Annotated in this window: 18 protein-coding genes; 7 read left to right on the top strand and 11 right to left on the bottom strand. The window is 36.2% G+C overall.

The window, feature by feature from the left end:
* Nucleotides 1-203 precede the first annotated feature (203 nt).
* The 5 genes from H4K33_RS09385 to H4K33_RS09365 form a co-directional block, all read right to left on the bottom strand.
* Nucleotides 204-767, bottom strand: coding sequence for a YqgE/AlgH family protein (locus H4K33_RS09385; RefSeq protein ID WP_182648238.1), 564 nt, complete (start codon nucleotides 765-767; stop codon nucleotides 204-206).
* 98 nt (nucleotides 768-865) lie between these two features.
* Nucleotides 866-1141, bottom strand: a complete 276-nt coding sequence (locus H4K33_RS09380; protein ID WP_002986040.1) for an HU family DNA-binding protein — start codon at nucleotides 1139-1141, stop codon at nucleotides 866-868.
* 155 nt (nucleotides 1142-1296) lie between these two features.
* Nucleotides 1297-2247 carry a methionyl-tRNA formyltransferase gene (gene fmt, locus H4K33_RS09375; protein ID WP_182648236.1) on the bottom strand — a complete coding sequence of 317 codons (951 nt, stop codon included), beginning with the start codon at nucleotides 2245-2247 and terminating at the stop codon, nucleotides 1297-1299.
* On the bottom strand, nucleotides 2247-4151 hold the full coding sequence (locus H4K33_RS09370; protein WP_182648234.1) for an ATP-dependent DNA helicase RecQ: 1905 nt from the start codon (nucleotides 4149-4151) through the stop codon (nucleotides 2247-2249). Before H4K33_RS09370 ends, fmt begins: the two co-directional genes overlap by 1 nt.
* Before the next feature lie 74 nt (nucleotides 4152-4225).
* The gene (locus H4K33_RS09365) at nucleotides 4226-4759 is read right to left on the bottom strand and encodes an AAA family ATPase (protein WP_182648232.1); all 534 of its coding nucleotides are present in this window, start codon (nucleotides 4757-4759) and stop codon (nucleotides 4226-4228) included.
* A 594-nt stretch (nucleotides 4760-5353) separates the two neighbouring features.
* Here H4K33_RS09365 and H4K33_RS09360 point away from each other — a divergent pair.
* The 3 genes from H4K33_RS09360 (at nucleotide 5354) to murA (ending at nucleotide 7745) form a co-directional block, all read left to right on the top strand.
* Nucleotides 5354-5638 carry a DUF493 family protein gene (locus tag H4K33_RS09360; protein ID WP_182648230.1) on the top strand — a complete coding sequence of 95 codons (285 nt, stop codon included), beginning with the start codon at nucleotides 5354-5356 and terminating at the stop codon, nucleotides 5636-5638.
* Nucleotides 5639-5712: 74 nt separating this feature from the next.
* Nucleotides 5713-6435 (top strand): DUF4290 domain-containing protein, encoded by a 723-nt coding sequence (locus tag H4K33_RS09355; protein ID WP_182648228.1) that lies wholly within the window; start codon nucleotides 5713-5715, stop codon nucleotides 6433-6435.
* Nucleotides 6432-7745 carry a UDP-N-acetylglucosamine 1-carboxyvinyltransferase gene (murA, locus tag H4K33_RS09350; protein WP_182648227.1) on the top strand — a complete coding sequence of 438 codons (1314 nt, stop codon included), beginning with the start codon at nucleotides 6432-6434 and terminating at the stop codon, nucleotides 7743-7745. The genes H4K33_RS09355 and murA overlap by 4 nt, the downstream gene beginning before the upstream one ends.
* Before the next feature lie 199 nt (nucleotides 7746-7944).
* Here the strand turns inward: murA and H4K33_RS09345 are convergent, their stop codons facing one another.
* A complete protein-coding gene (locus H4K33_RS09345; RefSeq protein ID WP_182648226.1) occupies nucleotides 7945-10365 on the bottom strand; it encodes a S9 family peptidase in 2421 nt (806 codons plus the stop codon).
* 128 nt (nucleotides 10366-10493) lie between these two features.
* On the opposite strand from H4K33_RS09345, the gene H4K33_RS09340 reads away from it, so the two are divergent.
* Together H4K33_RS09340 and H4K33_RS09335 are read left to right on the top strand one after the other, a co-directional pair.
* Nucleotides 10494-11498: a 3-oxoacyl-ACP synthase III family protein gene (locus H4K33_RS09340; protein ID WP_182648225.1), complete on the top strand. Its 1005-nt coding sequence runs from the start codon at nucleotides 10494-10496 to the stop codon at nucleotides 11496-11498.
* A 36-nt stretch (nucleotides 11499-11534) separates the two neighbouring features.
* A complete protein-coding gene (locus H4K33_RS09335; RefSeq protein WP_182648224.1) occupies nucleotides 11535-12209 on the top strand; it encodes a sterol desaturase family protein in 675 nt (224 codons plus the stop codon).
* Between the two features lie 1018 nt (nucleotides 12210-13227).
* On the opposite strand, the gene H4K33_RS09330 is transcribed toward H4K33_RS09335, so the two are convergent.
* The 5 genes from H4K33_RS09330 to H4K33_RS09310 all read right to left on the bottom strand — a co-directional run bounded on the left by H4K33_RS09330 (nucleotide 13228) and on the right by H4K33_RS09310 (nucleotide 16891).
* The gene (locus H4K33_RS09330; protein WP_182648223.1) at nucleotides 13228-14115 is read right to left on the bottom strand and encodes an endonuclease I family protein; all 888 of its coding nucleotides are present in this window, start codon (nucleotides 14113-14115) and stop codon (nucleotides 13228-13230) included.
* A 22-nt stretch (nucleotides 14116-14137) separates the two neighbouring features.
* A complete protein-coding gene (locus H4K33_RS09325; protein ID WP_182648222.1) occupies nucleotides 14138-15352 on the bottom strand; it encodes an RsmB/NOP family class I SAM-dependent RNA methyltransferase in 1215 nt (404 codons plus the stop codon).
* Nucleotides 15353-15435: 83 nt separating this feature from the next.
* Entirely contained in the window at nucleotides 15436-15870 is a 435-nt protein-coding gene (locus H4K33_RS09320; protein WP_255493635.1) for a hypothetical protein, read from the bottom strand.
* Nucleotides 15871-15875: 5 nt separating this feature from the next.
* A complete protein-coding gene (locus tag H4K33_RS09315; protein ID WP_255493634.1) occupies nucleotides 15876-16292 on the bottom strand; it encodes a hypothetical protein in 417 nt (138 codons plus the stop codon).
* Nucleotides 16293-16342: 50 nt separating this feature from the next.
* Nucleotides 16343-16891 carry an RNA polymerase sigma factor gene (locus H4K33_RS09310; RefSeq protein WP_182648219.1) on the bottom strand — a complete coding sequence of 183 codons (549 nt, stop codon included), beginning with the start codon at nucleotides 16889-16891 and terminating at the stop codon, nucleotides 16343-16345.
* Between the two features lie 166 nt (nucleotides 16892-17057).
* Here H4K33_RS09310 and H4K33_RS09305 point away from each other — a divergent pair, with 166 nt between their 5' ends.
* Nucleotides 17058-17729 (top strand): HAD family phosphatase, encoded by a 672-nt coding sequence (locus tag H4K33_RS09305; RefSeq protein ID WP_182648217.1) that lies wholly within the window; start codon nucleotides 17058-17060, stop codon nucleotides 17727-17729.
* A 475-nt stretch (nucleotides 17730-18204) separates the two neighbouring features.
* Complete coding sequence (locus tag H4K33_RS09300; protein WP_182648215.1) at nucleotides 18205-18720, top strand: DUF2892 domain-containing protein; 516 nt, start codon at nucleotides 18205-18207, stop codon at nucleotides 18718-18720.
* Nucleotides 18721-18789 lie beyond the last annotated feature (69 nt).

Genomic DNA, 18789 nt, shown 5'->3' with positions numbered 1-18789 from the left:
ATCTATCTCACCTCACCACTTCACCACCTCACCACCTCACCACCTCATCACCTCACCATCTCACCATCTATCTCACCTCATCATCTCACCACCTCAACTTCTAGTTATAAGGCAGCAGTGTCAACGAACCACACAATCCGCGCAATCGTTTAAAGAAATTCCTTTCTTATTTCATTTCAGAAAAATCCACCGTTAGCTGTTAACTAATTTAGATTTGGATTCTCGGGAGCATTGAACCAGATACTAAAATCTTTCCCCATGGTTTGCATGGCTTCTTTCCAATATGTTTTTGTTGCTTGTTCTAAGGGGTTAAAGCGTAGATTAGGTGTTTTAATCCAATGATGGTTGGATAATTCCATTTCGAGTTGACCATTGTCCCAACCAGAATATCCCATAAAAAAGCGTAAATCTAAGTGGGTGAGTAATCCCATTTCGATGTGGTTAAATATGCTATTAAAATCTCCTCCCCAATACAATTGATCCGTGATGGCAATACTATCCGGAATAAGATCTGGACATTTGTGAATACAAAACAAGCGATCAGGCTCAACCGGACCACCGTGATACACGGTAAATGCACCGCTACTTTCAGGTACCAATTCACTGAGTAGGTAGGGAGTGGGTTTATTTAGGATAAAGCCCATACAACCATCAATGTTGTGATCTGTTAAGAGAATCACAGACTGATTGAACTCTACGTCATTGGGATTGTAGGCAGAGGGAAGTGCAATTAGATAATCTCCTTTGTTGATCTCGTGTTCTGTCATAGTATAGGCATAAAAAAAAGTCTCATTATACAATATAATAAGACTTTTTTGATTTTTACTATTTTGATATGTTTATATTACATAAACAAATTCAGTAATTACTTGTTTACAGATCCTTCTAACTCAGATCCAGCTTTAAATTTAACTACTTTTTTAGCAGCAATTTTAATTGTTTTTCCAGTTTGAGGGTTTCTTCCTTCTCTAGCAGCTCTTTCAGATACTGACCATGAACCGAAACCTACCAATGAAATTTTGTCTCCTTTAGCTAATGTAGACTCAACGTTAGATAAGAAAGATTCTAAAGCTTTTTTCGCTGCAACTTTACTGATTTCTGCATCCTTTGCGATAGCATCAATTAATTCTGTTTTGTTCATAATAATTTTTTTTAAAGGTTAACTTTATTAACGTTCTTATTACAAATTTAGGGTTATAAAGTTATAAAACAAGCTTTTTGCGAAAAAAAAACGAAATAGAATATCTTTTTTTGTGTTAAGGTTCTATGTGAAGTTTTTGATAAAATGATAATGAGTTATAAAACGATAGTGTTTTCGCTAAAATTTTGTCCATTTAATACTTCGTTTGCCGCCATCATTTTCTTACCTGGTAACTGTATTTTAACAAGATTTATAAAGCCATTTTGCACCGCTGCTTTAATGGTTTTTTTGGTTGTAATTACTTGTCCTATAGGTAGTTGGTGTGCTTCTTCTTCAAAGTGTGCTTCGTATATTTTGATGTTCCACTCTTGTTGTGTTTCGCGGTCTTCTAACATGCACCATGCCGCTGGATAGGGACTCAAGCCACGAATTAACTGTTCTATTTCCTTACCCGATTTACTAAAGTCGATTTTGCAATTCTCTCGATTGAGTTTGTATGCTGTTTTGGTGTCTTCTGCTGGTTGATGCACTACTTTTACGTCACCTTCTTGTATTAACTCGAGTGTTTCTACCACAGTTTCAGCTCCTAATGTCATTAAGCGATCGTGTAATTCACCCGCAGTTTCCTTTGGTCCAATAGCTGTTTCTTTCTTTAAAATGATTGCTCCAGTATCAATTTTTTCATCGATAAAGAAGGTGGTAACCCCTGTTTTTGTCTCTCCATTGATGATGGCCCAATTAATAGGGGCGGCTCCTCTGTAATCAGGTAATAGAGAAGCATGGAGGTTAAATGTCCCCAAAGAAGGCATTTGCCATACCACCGCTGGAAGCATTCTAAAGGCCACAACAACCTGTAAATTGGCTTGATATGAAGCTAATTCTTCTAAAAAAGCTTCTTCTTTAAGGTTTGTTGGCTGTAGAACAGGTAATTGCTTTTCTAAAGCATACTCCTTTACCGCTGAATACTTTAGTTTTTGACCTCTACCTGCAGGGCGATCCGGTGCTGTAATTACAGCGACAATGTTGAAATTATGTTGGTACATCGCATCGAGAATCCCAACTGCAAAATCAGGAGTTCCCATAAAAATGATACGTAAGTCTTTCATTATATTAAGCTATATTGATTTTTATTATTCAGTTTAATTTGTTGTTGTTCGACTAAAATTTGCAGAACAACAAGAATATCCTGTATACTGAGATTGAGTGCAATTTCCAATTCACTTGCTGAGGCCACCTCTTCGCGTTGTAGATGCAGCAAAACAAGTTCTTTTATTTGAGTCAAACTAACCGTGGTTTTCTTTTTGCTTCGTTGTAAACAAGTGGAGCAGGTACCACAATTTTGCTCTAGCTTTTCATCAAAGTATTGCAGGAGGATTTTATTTTTACAAATATCGTCATTTTGTGCGTAAAAATAAATCGCTTCGTATTGCTCTCGTTTTAATTTATTCTGTTGCTCTAAGAAAGGAAATGTTCGATAAATGGTTTTATCCTCCTCCCACGCTTCGTAAAAAGTAAGCTCTAAGTCGTGCTCTTCTGGTGTGAAGATGCATAGATTTTCTTGATGCCAGGTTTGTAGGCACTCTTGGATAAACAGAATTGGTTCATGTACTTGTTCACTGATAAAGGCAAGGTTAATCGGTGTGTTGTATTCATGTATTCCAGGGTAATGTCGAATTATTTGAAGGAGTACATTTTCTTGACGCTCATTATCATAAACATAGTCTAACAATTCACTACTGCTAACAACAAATTGAACTTGTGTTTTGTTGTTAGAATTGGGGGTTAATCTGCAAATAGCTTGTCGATCCAAAAATTGCAAGGCATTGTATGTTAACGTGTATGGAAATTTGTAGTGTAAACAAAACTGATTAAAACTAAAGGAGTATGACGTGTTATATCCTTCACCAAGACCAATGCTGAGGTAATTGTTTAGCTTTCGGTAAACCAGTTTTAAAAACGCCTTGTCGAATATGTTTTCTTTACACCAATCTTCTACTGTTTTGGGTTCACTAGGAGAAAGGAGCAAAGAGGCAAAAGCTTTGGATTCATCGCGTCCTGCACGACCAGCTTCTTGATAGTAGTTTTCCAAATTTTCAGGCAATTGCAAGTGAATGACATTTCGTACGTTTTTTTTGTCAATCCCCATACCAAAAGCATTAGTAGCTACCATAATAGGTGTTTTTTCAGCCATCCAATCATCGAGGCGCTTTTTTTTCTCAAAAGTGTTTAATCCACCGTGAAAAAAATTAGCCTTGTAATTCTTTTGATTGAGTTGTTGTGCGAGGAGTTGTGTTTCCTTTCTGCTGCGAACATAAATAATAGTGGGAAAAGGATTCTTTTGTAAAATTCGCTCAACAATTGCTTCTTTATTTTCTACTTGATATACCCCATAGATGAGGTTGTCGCGATAGAAACTCTTGGTAAATAAAGCAACGTCTTTTAGTTCAAGATTGGTGCAAATATCAGCAATTACGCGTTTATTGGCCGAACCAGTCAATGCAATAATTCCCACAGAAGAAAAGAGTTTACGCAATTGATTTATTTTGAGGTAAGCCGGACGGAAATCATTTCCCCATTGTGATATACAATGGGCTTCATCAACGGCAATTAAGCTGATTTTGAGATTTTCAATGCGTTCCAATAACCAGGTTTGCTCCAGTCGTTCAGGAGATAAATACAACAATTTATACTCGCCATAGAGACAATTGTCTAGTATTGCATCAATATCAGTTAAAGAAGTTCCACCAACAATAGCAGCAGCTTTAATTCCTAAGGCATTTAAATTATTGACCTGATCTTGCATTAAAGCAACCAAAGGTGAAATCACTAAACAAGTACCCGGAAGAAGTAAAGCAGGAATTTGAAAACAAATACTTTTACCTCCTCCTGTTGGTAGCAAAGCAAACGTATCCTTTCTTTGTAAAACGGCATCGATAATAGCTTCTTGTGGCTCACGAAAAGAAGTGTGTTTCCAGTATTGTTGAAGTAAATCGATGGGTTTTTTAGTCATGGATAGGTAGGTTTTACTTTCGACTAAGGTAGTCAAAAATGTAAAAAGGATTGTCGAAACAATCCTTTTTTATATTATACTCTTTCTAAGATAAATTCTACTCTCTTGGCAATCGTTTCACGGGGAACTTCGATTAAGTCATACCCATAATTTTTGTAGGTATCTACTAAATAACGGTGAATGAGATTTGCCTGTTCAAAAGATTCATAGCGTTGCTCATCACTAATGTAGATATTTTCCCAGGGCGGTAAAAGGAAAATTTGATGATATAAGTGGTTTTTACAAGCCAAATCAAAGCTTTCGGGATAAACATCCCCCTTGTAATGCATATAAGCGAGTACATCGGGAATTCCGCGATCAATGAAAACAATTGAAGCTTCTTCTTCAACGGCATTTTTATGCTGATCAATTCTACCTTCTAGTAATAGTTGACTAAATAACAACGGTTCTGTTAAGAAAAGTTGATCAATTCCCTTCTCCTGTGCTTTTTTTGTAACCTCTCTTGATATTTCAGGATAACAAGTATAACCCTTCGCAATTAATTCATTGATTATGGTTGTTTTACCAGATCCTGGGCCACCGATTATTAAAACGAGTTTTGTATTCATTTCTACTTAAAAATAAGAAAGGGGCAAAAGTAGTACAAAAAGTCGGGATAACATGACGTTTCTGAGATTCTTTATTATAAGATAAGGTTAAAATAGGGTGATGAGGTGTTGAGGTGATGAGGTGATGAGGTGATGAGGTGATGAGGTGATGAGGTGATGGTGATGGTGAAATCGAAACGCAGTGTAGATTCATCGAACACCAAAACAAATATAAACTAGGTGAGATAGGTGATGAGGTGTTGAGGTGATGAGGTGTTGAGGTGTTGAGGTGATGAGGTGTTGAGGTGTTGAGGTGAGGTGAGGTGAGGTGAGGGTGAAATCGAAACGCAGTGAAGATTCATCGAACACTAAAACCAATATAAAATAGGTGAGATATATTCATCGAACACCAAAACAAATATAAACTAGGTGAGATAGGTGATGAGGTGGTGAGTAAGTGGTCACTGCGTTTCGATTTCTTTCTTTCTTCTTTCCTCTTTCTTCTTTCATTCCTCTTTCCTCTTTCCTCTTTCCTCTTTCATTCCTCTCTCCCTTTTCCCTTTTCCCATACACTATTTACCAATCAAAATACATATATTTGCATCAAAATATTTTATGGATACGAAGACGAAAGAATTTTACGAGAGCTTGAAAGAAAAGCTTGAGTTTGAAAGAACTTGGCCAAACGAATACTTGTTTAAATTTATTGTTCCAGCAGATGAGCGTAAGATTGCTCAAATTGAGCGTGCTTTTGATGGAATGAATCCCGTGATAAACTTCAGAAATTCAAGTAAAGGAACGTTTACTAGTGTATCGATAAAAGTTCATATGACAAGTGCACAAGCGATTGTAGATAAGTATATTGAACTATCGACAATTGAAGGGTTATTGTCCTTGTAAAAATTGCTTTATCCTAGAAACTTTCTTACTTTTATAGCTAGGACAATGAGCCAAACTTAGTAAACACCAATTAGATGAAATTCAACTCCGCAGAAGCAGTAACACACTTAGGCTATAATACAGCCTCCAATAAATTAGTAATTCCCGATTACGGTCGTCATCTTCAGTTAATGATTGAGCATATCATGTCAATTGAAAACAGAGAAGAACGAAATAAAGCGGCAAATTTTGCTATCCGAATTATGGGAGATATGAATCCTCATTTACGCGATGTGCCTGATTTTCAGCATAAATTATGGGATCAGCTTTTTATGATATCAGATTTTAAATTAGATGTTGATTGCCCATTTCCTATTGCAACAAGAGAAACGGTGTACGCAAAACCGGAGGTATTGCCTTATCCCAAAAAACAGCTAAATTATCGTTATTATGGGAACAATATCAAGAGTATGATTGCAGAAGCGTTGAAATTTGAAGAAGGGGAGATGAAAGATGCATTGATTATTGTTATTGCAAATCACATGAAAAAAAGTTACCTCAGTTGGAACAAAGACAATGTAAAAGATGAGGTTATTTTTGAGCATTTAAGTGAACTTTCAGGAGGGAAAATAAATTTATCTAAACAAGAAGAGGAGTTGTCTACTACGGCGAATTTGATTCAAGTAAATCGAAAACAGTCGAATAAAAGTAATTATTCCAATAATACAAATGCGAATAATAACAACCAGAAAAACAACAACAATAACAACAAGAAGTATAATAAGCATAATTTTCAAGCAAAAGGTAAAAAGCAATGAGTACATTTAGAATTGAAGGAGGTCATCAATTAAAAGGTGAAGTGCATGCACAAGGTGCTAAAAATGAAGCTTTACAAGTACTTTGCGCAGTATTATTAACTAAAGAAAAAGTTGTAATTTCCAATATTCCCGATATTATTGATGTCAATAAATTAATTGAACTATTGGAATCTTTAGGGGTGAAAATTGAGCGTTTAGCCCCAAATAAAATGTCTTTTCAGGCAGATGAACTCAATATGGATTATTTGACTTCTGACGATTTTAAAGCAGGAGGAAAAGCATTGAGAGGATCTATTATGATGGTTGGTCCACTATTAGGGCGTTTTGGTAAAGGTTATATTCCTAAACCAGGCGGTGATAAGATTGGAAGACGTCGTTTAGATACTCACTTTGAAGGGTTTATTAAATTAGGCGCGACATTTCGATACAATAGAGAAGAATATTTTTACGGCGTTGAAGCAGAACAATTAGTGGGTGCAGATATGTTGTTGGAAGAAGCGTCTGTTACAGGAACAGCTAATATTGTGATGGCTGCCGTATTGGCAAAAGGAATAACAACAATTTACAATGCTGCCTGTGAACCTTACCTGCAACAACTTTGTAAAATGCTAAATAGCATGGGAGCAAAGATCACAGGCGTAGGGTCTAACTTCTTAACTATTGAGGGAGTAGACGAATTACATGGTTGTGAACACGGAATCCTACCTGATATGATTGAAATTGGGTCGTGGATTGGATTAGCTGCTATGACCAAAAGTGAATTAACCATTAAAAATGTCGGCTGGGAACATTTAGGAGTAATTCCAAATACTTTTAGACGTTTGGGTATTCAGTTGGAAAAAAGAGGAGATGATATCTACATTCCAGCTCACACACAAGGATACGAAATACAAAGTTTTATCGATGGCTCTATCTTGACCATTGCCGATGCACCATGGCCAGGATTAACACCAGACTTATTGAGTGTTATTTTGGTAGTGGCAACTCAAGCAAGAGGAGAAGTATTGATTCATCAAAAAATGTTTGAAAGCCGTTTGTTCTTTGTAGATAAATTAATTGATATGGGAGCGAAGATTATCTTGTGTGACCCGCATAGAGCAGTTGTTATCGGTCATGATTTTAAATCACAACTAAAAGCAACTCGTATGTCATCACCCGATATTCGCGCAGGGATTTCTCTGTTAATTGCTGCCCTATCAGCGCAAGGAACAAGTGTTATTCAAAACATCGATCAAATCGATCGTGGATATGAAAGAATAGACGAGCGTTTACGTGCTTTAGGTGTAAAGATAGAACGCGTTGACGAATAGGTTAATGGAGAGAAGAAAGAAGAAAGATTAACAAGATAAAAAAAGCTTGCGTTTTTTAACGCAAGCTTTTTTTTTATCTTGTGGTTTGTTGAGGTATTGAGTTTTTGTTTAAAGGAAGTTTCTTCTCTATTCGTAAAATCTACTCTTCTCTTCTTTCCACTTTCCTCTCTCCAAAAAAAGACCCTTTGGGGTCTTTTCGTTATTTATTTTTCAAGTATTTTTCCAAGAATTGATCTTGTTCCCATAAAAGGTGGAAGATGTTTTCTTTGGCTACATAACTGTGACTTTCTTTAGGTAGGATCACCATGCGAACTGGAGCTCCCAATCCTTTTAGCGCTTGGAAGTAACGCTCTGTTTGTAGCGTAAATGTACCTGGATTGTTGTCTGCTTCTCCGTGAACCAATAGCATTGGCGTTTTCATCTTATCTGCATTCATAAAAGGAGACATCGTGTTGTATACTTGTGGAACTTCCCAATAGTTTCGTTGTTCTGTTTGGAATCCAAAAGGTGTTAACGTTCTATTATATGCCCCACTTCTCGCAATACCTACTGCAAATAGATCTGAATGTGTCAACAAGTTTGCCGTCATAAAAGCACCATACGAATGTCCGCCAACTCCAACTTTAGAACGGTCAATATAACCCAATGCATCAACAGCATCAATGGCTGCTTTACCATTAGCAACTAATTGTTCAATATAGGTGTCGTTGGGTTCTTCTGTACCTTCACCAACAATAGGGAATGCAGCATCATCTAATACGGCATAACCTTTAGTAACCCAATAGACAAACGATCCGTAGTAAGGAAAGGTAAACTCACTGGAGTTAGAAGTAACCTGTCCAGCACTGTTTTTGTCTTTGTATTCTGTTGGATAAGCCCAAATCAATAAAGGTAATTTTTCGGTTTTATTCTTTCTGTCGTAATTGGCAGGTAAATATAAAGTTCCCGATAGTTCTAAACCATCCGCTCTTTTATAAGTAATAACTTCTTTGTACACGCCCTTCAAGCTTTCAAATGGATTTTTGAATGCTGTAATCGGTTGAATGTCATTTTTCTTTTTGATGTTTCTAAAGTAGTAGTTTGGATATTCAGTAGGTGACTGAATAGAAACCAAGACCAATCCTTTTTTGATATCTTCAATCGATTGAATGTTTTCTTTTTTAGTTGTGTACGTAGATTGATATAAACGTTTTGTTTTTAATGTAGTTAGATCGAACTCGTCAATAAACGGAAATTGCCCTTTAGGGGTATATCCATCACCAATTAAAAACATTTTGTTGTTGTCTATCGCTAAAGTATAACGGCCAAATTCGTTTCGTTTCGTTTCGAATGTTCCCGGATCACTATACACGTCTTGTTCATTTCTATCCTCTATTTTGATCGGACTCGGGTTGTTTGTTGATGGATTGATTAAGAATTTTCTTGTGTTTCTCGTATCATACCATTGATCAGAAACAAGAGCTACTTGGTCATTACCCCACGTAATTCCCGCATAACGTTGACCTAGTTTTACAAGCGATTTAGGAGCCGTATTGAATGGAGCTTCCCAAGTGAATACTTCATCTCTATATTGTGATTCTTTGGCAGGATCACCACCATCTAATGCCTCAACAAAAGATAGCGTAGCTGGTTGATCTGCACGCCATTGCATACTTCTCTTGCCTTCTCTAACAGCCATAAATCCTTTAGGCATGATTTCGTTTAGAGGAATATCATTTACTTCCTTCACAAGAGTCCCATCCATGTTGTATACAATTGTTTTCATCGGAAAACGATTCAAAGGTACAAGGTAAGAGAAGGGTTTTTCAAGTGTAGTTAACATTATGTAGTTCCCGTCAGGCGAAATAGATTCACTAGCGTACATCGCTGCTTCTTTGAATAGCTTTTTATTGCCATTTAAATCAACAAGATAGAGCTCAGAAGTTACTAATGTTTCAAAATTAGCTTCATCCGTTTTGTTTTTTAGTAAATCTTGATAAGTTCTATTTTGAGAAACAACACCTTCTTCGCTAACTGAAACGATAGGTCCGGTTGGTAAGTTCTTTTTCGTATCTATTAAAGCAGCTCTATTTGCTGGAATTACACTAACTAAGAGCTGTTTATTATCTCTCAACCAAGTAATAGGATTACCTAAATTGGCATTTAAATTAGCGTCCGTTAGCTTTTTGGCTTCCGCAGTACGGAAATCAAGGACCCATAATTCAACTCCAGTGGCAACGGTGTTGGTAAAAGCAATTTTTGTTTGATCAGGCGAAACGGTTAAATTCGAGATTCTCGCATTAGCGGGTAAACCTTTAACTTGAATTTCATTTTTGTCTTTTACCTTTCTAACTTTTAAATTGTCAATATAGGTTAATGTACTTGAAATGTTTGTGTTTACATCGATTCGTAAACCACCTAATCGCATCTCTTCAACATTCAAATCATCCAATGTTTTGTAGGTACTTCTGTAACTCAAAAGCATGTATTCCATTTTACTATCCATAAAAATAGAAGGGGCACGTTCAAACTCTGCCAGTTGCAAAATTTCTTGTGAAGGCTTTTGATAGGTTACATTTTCTTGTGCATACATAGATGTAATTAAAAAAAGAGAGAATAAAGAAGTTTTTAAAATCTTCATTTTTGTTTGTTTTAGTTTATTTGGGCAATATACGTGGAATATTTAAAAAAGATAGCGTTTTTTTAGTTGATGTTTTTTAAAATACACAAAAAACTTACCTTTGCTTTAACAAATTAAATCAGATAAATATGTTTAGATCAAAGATTTCGGGTCTAGGTTATTATGTGCCCGATAACGTAGTAACCAATGACGATTTGTCAAAAGTGATGGATACGAATCACGAGTGGATTGTCGAAAGAACAGGAATTCACGAGCGTAGACACAAAGTTTTGGAAGAAGATACTACTTCAGGAATGGGGGTGAAGGCTGCAAAAATAGCAATGGAACGTGCTGGAGTAGAAGCAAAAGATATTGATTTTGTTGTATTTGCAACACTGAGTCCTGATTATTATTTTCCAGGACCAGGGGTCATGTTACAAAAAGCATTAGGTTTAAATACCGTTGCAGCCTTAGATATTAGAGCGCAGTGTTCTGGATTTATTTACGCCTTGTCTGTAGCTGATCAATACATTAAAACAGGAATGTATAAAACGGTTTTGGTGGTAGGTTCTGAAGTGCATTCTGCAGGATTGGATATGACAACAAGAGGAAGAGCGGTGTCTGTAATCTTTGGTGATGGAGCAGGAGCAGCGATTTTAACGCGATCTGAAGACGAGACAGGAATTCTATCTACTCATATTCACTCACAAGGAGAACATGCAGAAGAATTGGCTCTACTAGCACCAGGTATGGGAGGAAGATGGGTGTCGGATATTTTAAAAGACAATGATCCGGACGATTTAAGTTATATGCCTTATATGAATGGACAGTTTGTATTTAAAAACGCAGTAGTACGCTTTAGTGAAGTTATTATGGAAGGATTAGAGGCTAACAAACTACAAGTTTCAGATATCGACATGTTGATTCCACACCAAGCTAATTTGAGAATCTCTCAATTCATTCAACAAAAATTTGGTTTATCAGATGATCAAGTGTACAGCAACATCCAAAAATACGGAAATACAACAGCTGCTTCAGTGCCTATCGCTTTGACAGAAGCTTGGGAACAAGGTAAAATCAAGACAGGAGATGTTGTGGTTTTAGCTGCTTTTGGAAGTGGTTTTACTTGGGGAAGTGTTGTGTTAAAATGGTAATTTTTTATATCTTAGCTAGAAAAGTAGTTAAGACATATGAAATTTGATAAGATAAATAACAAAGGACAGGCAAGACTATTTGAGAATTCTTATTTAGAAATGTTGACTAAAGGACATCCCGCAATAATATGGGGAATGTATCTTCCGATCTTGTCTTACATCCTATACATCGGTTACACAGACTATAATTTATCCGTTCAGAACCTCGTATTTCTTTTTATCGGAGGTATGTTGTTCTGGACGTTTTTTGAATATTTAGCACATCGATATTTGTTTCATCTGATTAGCGAGAAATCAAGCTTACAGCGATTGGCTTATATTATGCATGGCAATCACCATCATTATCCAAGAGATAGACAACGTTTGTTTATGCCTCCCGTACCGAGTATTGTTCTAGCTTCTTTGCTTTTTGGTTTACAATATCTTTTTTTAAACACATACACCTTTGGCTTTTATCCCGGTTTTATTATCGGTTATCTTCTTTATGCTTCGATGCATTACGCTATACACGCGTTTGCCCCTCCTTTTAAGTTTATGAAACCTCTTTGGCGCAATCATCACTTGCATCACTACAAAGATGAAAACCTCGGTTTTGGAGTCAGTAATACGTTTTGGGACCGCATTTTTGGTACAATGTTCGACCTGAATAAAGAGAAAGAAGATAAGGAAAAGGTAAAGGAGTTGATGTTTGATAAAGGAAAAAGGAAATGAAATGGTTTACGGTTGACAGTTAACAGTTGACAGTTAACGGTGATTTTTCTATACTAAGAGAGTACCTTTCACCACCTATCTCACCTCAACATCTATCTCACCTATTTTATATTGGTTTTTGTGCTCGATGAATCTTCACTGCGTTTCGATTTCACCACCTCAACATCTATCTCACTTAGTTTATATTTGTTTTGGTGTTCGATGAATATATCTCACCTAGTTTATATTTGTTTTGGTGTTCGATGAATATATCTCACCCATTTTATATTGGTTTTTGTGTTCGATGAATATATCTCACCTATTTTATATTGGTTTTAGTGTTCGATGAATCTTCACTGCGTTTCGATTTTCACTGCGTTTCGATTTCACCACCTCACCATCTCACCACCTCATCGTCTCAACATCTCAACATCTATCTCACCTAGTTTATATTTGTTTTAGTGTTCGATGAATATATCTCACCCATTTTATATTGGTTTTTGTGTTCGATGAATCTTCACTGCGTTTCGATTTTCACTTCGTTTCGATTTCACCACCTCAACATCTCACCACCTCAACACCTCAACATCTATCTCACCTAGTTTATATTTGTTTTGGTGTTCGATGAATATATCTCACCTATTTTATATTGGTTTTAGTGTTCGATGAATATATCTCACCTATTTTATATTGGTTTTAGTGTTCGATGAATCTTCACTTCGTTTCGATTTTCACTTCGTTTCGATTTCACCACCTCAACATCTCAACATCTCAACATCTCAACATCTCAACACCTCATCGTCTCACCACCTCACCACCTCATCGTCTCATCGTCTCATCGTCTCACCACCTCACCACCTCACCACCTCACCACCTCATCACCTCATCACCTCATCACCTCACCACCTCATCACCTCATCACCTCATCACCTCATCACCTCACCACCTCATCACCTCACCAAACACCAAACAAAAAAAAACCACCCCTAAAAAGGAATGGTTTATTTATATCGATAATCTGCTGTAAACCGTTAACCAATTACCATCTATTTTCCGCTTCCGGGCCACCCCAGAGTAGCGTAGCAAGATGAGGGTTATCGATAAAAGGGTTTCGATTCCCTTGAACATCAGGTTTACTCAAATATTCATTGCGTTGAATTTCAAGCGAAGATACAGGATCTTCGGCGTTCCATTGGAGCAAGAGATTGATCATGTGTTGATCTTTATTGTTTATTTCTCCCACAGCAACATTAGAAGGTAAGCATTGCGTTGGATAACGCAAGTACATATAAAGCATCATACGAGCTACATCTCCCTTCCATTCATCTCCTGGATACCAACCATCTTTGACATCACCAGCGCTTCCTGAGCCTTGAGCGAATTTCTTATTGCCGCGTTGAGCATTCCACTGTACATCAGCGGGTCTGATGTGATGAGCATCTTCATTGGCGCCAGAACTCGATTGCTCAAGTTTAGGTGTTCCTAGTGATCGAGCATAGGTGTGTTCTCTATTCCATTGATTTTGGCGTCCTCCATTTTGATTTTTACCTCTTGTATAGGCTTGTTTTCCTTTCAGTAAACCTTTTTCTCCATAGAGTAAATACACCTCGTTGGCTGCAACAGTTAGATCTGTAGCTTTCAATACGTGCCATAAATCATTATAGGTGAGATAATGGCTGTGTTTTTGAATAGTTAATGCACCTAGATCTTTCTGTAAGCTAGCATTAGAAGTAGAGAAATCAATCCCATTATAGTAGGATTGTACCGTTTTGGGAATCGTATAATGAACGCTTTGATTCTCCTCCGTTGTTGAGGTTTGCGTCGTGTTTTCTTGACTAAAACCTGTGATGGGTTGCGTTTTGTTCTTCGTACAGCCACAACTCAAAAAGACGGAAGCTAATAAAATAACAACCAGATTCTTTCTCATATCCTAATTTGAATCCCTTTAATTACTTGATACGCTCTAATAAAGCCATGTAAAAACCATCAAAACCAGATTGGTGAGCCAATACTTTGTGGTCTTTGATGAATTTAAACTGTTGTCCTTGTTCTGATGCTAAGAATTTTTCAATTTGTTTTTCATTTTCAGATGGCAAGATTGAGCAAGTCGCGTATACAACCTGTCCACCTACTTTGACAATTTTGGTATAATCTTGTAGGATTTGTTGTTGTACTTTTTTGATTTCTTCTACAAATTCGGGTTGTAATTTCCATTTTGTATCTGGATTGCGCTTGATTACTCCTAAACCACTACAAGGCGCATCGATCAATACGCGATCTGCTTTTTCGTGTAGTTTTTTTATGGTTTTCGTTCCTTCGATAATGCGGTATTCAATGTTGAATGCGCTATTTCTTTTCGCTCTAATTTTTAGTTGTTTTTGCTTGCTTTCATAGATATCCATGGCAATGATTTGTCCTTTGTTTTCCATTAAAGCAGCCATGTGAAGTGTTTTTCCTCCCGCACCAGCACAAGTGTCTACAACGCGCATACCTGGTTGAATCCCCAAGAAAGGAGCCACAAGTTGAGAAGAGGCATCTTGTACTTCAAACAATCCTTCTTTAAAAGCATCAGTTAAAAATACATTTGCTCTTTCTTTTAAGATTAAAGCATCGGGGTATTCTTCTGGTTGAATGGTTTCAATGTCTAAATCCATTAAAATAGCATGCAATTTTTTGCGTGTTGTTTTTAACGTATTGACGCGTAAAATAACTTGAGCTTGTTGATTTTGAGCCGCAATTTCTTTTGACCAAAGTTCTTCACCCAATTCTTTTACCCCCAATTCATCCATCCAATCCGGAATAGCTTCTTTGAATTTTCTAATTTTACTTAGTTCGTCAAATCTACCTTTGATTCTGCGAAGTGGAGCATTCTCAAAATACTTCCAATCCGGTAAGTTATATCCTCTTAATACAGCCCAAACCGTAAAAATACGCCAAGCATCATCGCGTGTATAAGGCTCTTTTACCTCGGCGATTTCAGTGTATAACCTCTTCCAACGCACAATTTCATAAATCGTCTCTGCAACAAATTTACGATCTGCACTTCCCCAACGTTTGTCCTTTTTTAAGGCTTTCGCAACTACTTTGTCTGCGTATTCTCCTTCGTTGAAAATTAATAAGATAGAGTCAATAACGGTAAAAACTAAGTTTCTGTGTAATCTCATTATATAATTAAATAAAATAGCCTACAAATATAGGTCTTTTGTAGGCTAGGTTTGGTAGGTTTTATTATTTTTTATTTTATCGCTTATTTTTTGTCCTTGTACTTCTTGAGTAACTTGCGATTAAATTCATCTTCTGCTTTCTTTAGTAAGAGTATCTTTTTGTTCGATAGTATCTTTTTACAATCAATAATAAACTGATTTCTCAAAGTGTAATACTCTTCTTCGAAAGAAACTAAATCCTGAACTTTTTCCGTTGCTTGTTTCTCAGTTAACTTCTCAATGTCTTGAGTTTCATGTGATTTAATGTAGTGAATAACCTCTGAATGTCTCAGTTTAGAGAGTTTGTTGTCGTATGTATTGTAAATAGGCCAAAATTTCTCTGCTTCTTCACTTGTCAAATTTAAGACAGAAGAGATATGTGCTATTTTTAAGGATTTTATTTGATCCGATGAGTGCTGCGCATAACCGAAGAATGACGCACTAAGCAAGAACAGTAACAATAGATATCTTTTCATCATGATAATTAGTAATTTAAGTAATACTCAAGATCTATATTGGTTTGAACGTATTCATTGATCTCCTTTTGGTTGATTTGAATTCCTTGCTCGAGTTCTTTGATATCACTTTCATCAAAGGCTTGAATAAATTCATTGGATAACGTGTAGGAAGAAGGATTGTATTCAAGATAATATTCCAATGCTTCTTCGCTTAGCGAAGCAGTTAGCTGTGTTTTGATAAAGACTCCCAAACCTACTAAAAGAACAATAGCAGCAGCGATACGCATTAATTTTTTAGGCGTCAAGGAAATGATATCTTTAGATCGGGATACTTGTTTTTGCTTGGCATTTAATCGCTCACAAAAACGTTCATCAAAGGATTCTAGATAACCTTCGGGTATCTTGAAACCATCTTTTCTATTGTTTTGATCCTTGTGATTCATTGTCATTTTTATAAACTTCTATTACTTAGACTGAATTTTAATACAAAGGTTTAATGTGATTGCAAAAATACTTCGATTTTTTTTACTGCGTGATGATATGAAGCTTTTAATGCGCCAACAGAAGTATTGAGAATAGAGGCTATGCTGTTGTAATCTAGTTCTTGAAAATAACGCATCTTAAAAACTAATTGTTGTTTTTCTGGCAAACTAGCAATGGCCTTATGCAATAAGAGTGTGGCTTGATCTCCGTTAAAAAAGGGATCAGCCTCTAATTGTTCCGCCCTTTGTTGACTGTATTGGTCTGAGGTGAGGTTTTGTAATTTGCTTTTTTGTTTTAGAAAATCTAAAGCGTGATTGGTAGCAATGCGATACAACCAAGAAGAAAGCTTGCTATTGCCTTTAAATCCCTCTATGTTTTCATACGCTTTAATAAAGGTTTCTTGTAGGATATCATCCGTATCATCATGATTCAAAACAAGGGATCGAATATGATAGTACAGTCTCGCTTTGTTTTGAGTAACAAGCTCTTGAAATGCACGATCTTTCGTTTTAGCGTTTTGCAGTTCTTCGACAAATTGTTCTTCTTCAGCTACAGACAAGGTTGTGAGGTATTAATTTTTAGGTAAGGTGTAAACGTAAAAATACTAAAAAGCACGGAAGCAACATCGATAATTTACGTATTATTTAATTAATGTTTTTGCAATTCAAGACTGTGTGCGATTAGATGATAAAAAACAACTTACCTTTGCACAAAAAACAGAAGATATGTTACGTACGGTTATTTTTGATATGGATGGGGTGATTGTAGATACAGAACCTGTTCATCGTTATGCTTATTTTCAACATTTTGATGAATTGGGAATTGATGTCTCAGAAGATATGTATACCTCTTTTACGGGGTTCTCAACTAAAAATACTTATCAAAAAGTAAAAGATCACTTTCAACTTAACCAGGAGGTTGCAGATTTGGTGTTGCGTAAACGAGCTATATTCAATGAATCTTTTGATACAAAACCAGATTTAGAACTTATTGATGGAGTAAGAAAGTTGATTGTCGATTTACATCAACAAGATATCGAGTTAATCTTGGGATCGTCAGCTTCTAAAAGTACAATTAACCGTGTGTTTAACCGTTTTGAATTATTTCCCTATTTCACTCATATTGTCAGTGGAGAGGATTTTCCGCAGTCGAAACCCAATCCTGCAATTTTTAATCACGCCGCTTCTTTAGCGAAGATGAATCACAAAGCGCATTGTTTGGTGATTGAAGATAGTACCAACGGAATAAAAGCAGCCAATGCCGCAGGAATAAAAGTACTGGGATATAAGAGTCAGCATTCAAAACAACAAGATTACAGTACGGCAGATTTCGTAGTAGAATCTTTTTTGGATGTAGATACACGCGAATTATGCCGTCTCATGAATTTTGAGAAGTAAGAGAAGGTTGTTGTTTGTACTTTGTGAGGTTTGTACTTTGTGAGGTTTGTACTTTGTGAGGTTTGTACTTTGTGAGGTTTGTACTTTGTGAGGTTTGTGCTTTGTGAGGTTTGTACTTTGTGAGGTTTGTGCTTTGTGAGGTTTGTGCTTTGTGAGGTTTGTGCTTTGTGAGGTTTGTACTTTGCAGAGAATTTACGACTTCACAAAGAGCAAAGAACAAAGAGCAAAGAACAAAGAGCAAAGAACAAAGAGCAAAGAACAAAGAGCAAAGAACAAAGAACAAAGAGCAAAGAGCAAAGAGCAAAGAACAAAGAGCAAAGAACAAAGAGCAAAGAGCAAAGAGCAAAGAACAAAGAGCAAAGAACAAAGAGCAAAGAGCAAAAAAACAGAAAAGCAAAATAGGTTTTTGAGGAATAATTTTTATACTACGCTTATTTTTTTAATTTTGCATTCTTAATGAAGTTAATTATAGCATATGTTTCATAGGTATATTAAATTAGGTATCGCAGCACTATTATTGGCAATGGCTGTTTGGCAATTTTCGGAATCAAATATTGGAAATGGAATTTTCTTATTGTTCTTAATGGGGCTTGTAATACTGTTGTATTTTAAAAATGAGTTCATCCTATTGTCTTTTTTAAAGTTGAGAAAACAAGATTTTGAAGGAGCAGAGAAATGGTTGAAGAAAATTAAAAATCCTGAAACAGCTTTAGTTAGAAAGCAAAATGGATATTATAATTATCTAATGGGAATTATGACTTCTCAAACGAATTTAAATGCTTCGGAAAAATACATGAAGAAAGCAATTGAATTAGGTTTGAACATGGATCAAGATTTAGCGATGGCCAAACTGCAATTAGCGGGTATATCGATGACAAAGCGCAGAAAGTTAGAAGCGACGAAGTTATTAGGAGAAGCGCAGAAATTGGATAAACAAGGCATGTTGAAAGATCAGATCAAAATGATGAAAGAACAAATGAAACGCTTGTAAGCGTCTGAAGATAAAAGAAAAACCACATGTTGAGAAGCATGTGGTTTTTTTGTTAACAGTTAATAGTTG

The sequence above is a fragment of the Myroides sp. WP-1 genome (assembly GCF_014145635.1).
In the GTDB taxonomy this organism is placed as follows: Bacteria; Bacteroidota; Bacteroidia; order Flavobacteriales; family Flavobacteriaceae; genus Flavobacterium.
The sequence above is the reverse complement of the archived record's forward strand: the minus strand, read 5'-3'. Positions and strand labels throughout refer to the sequence as shown.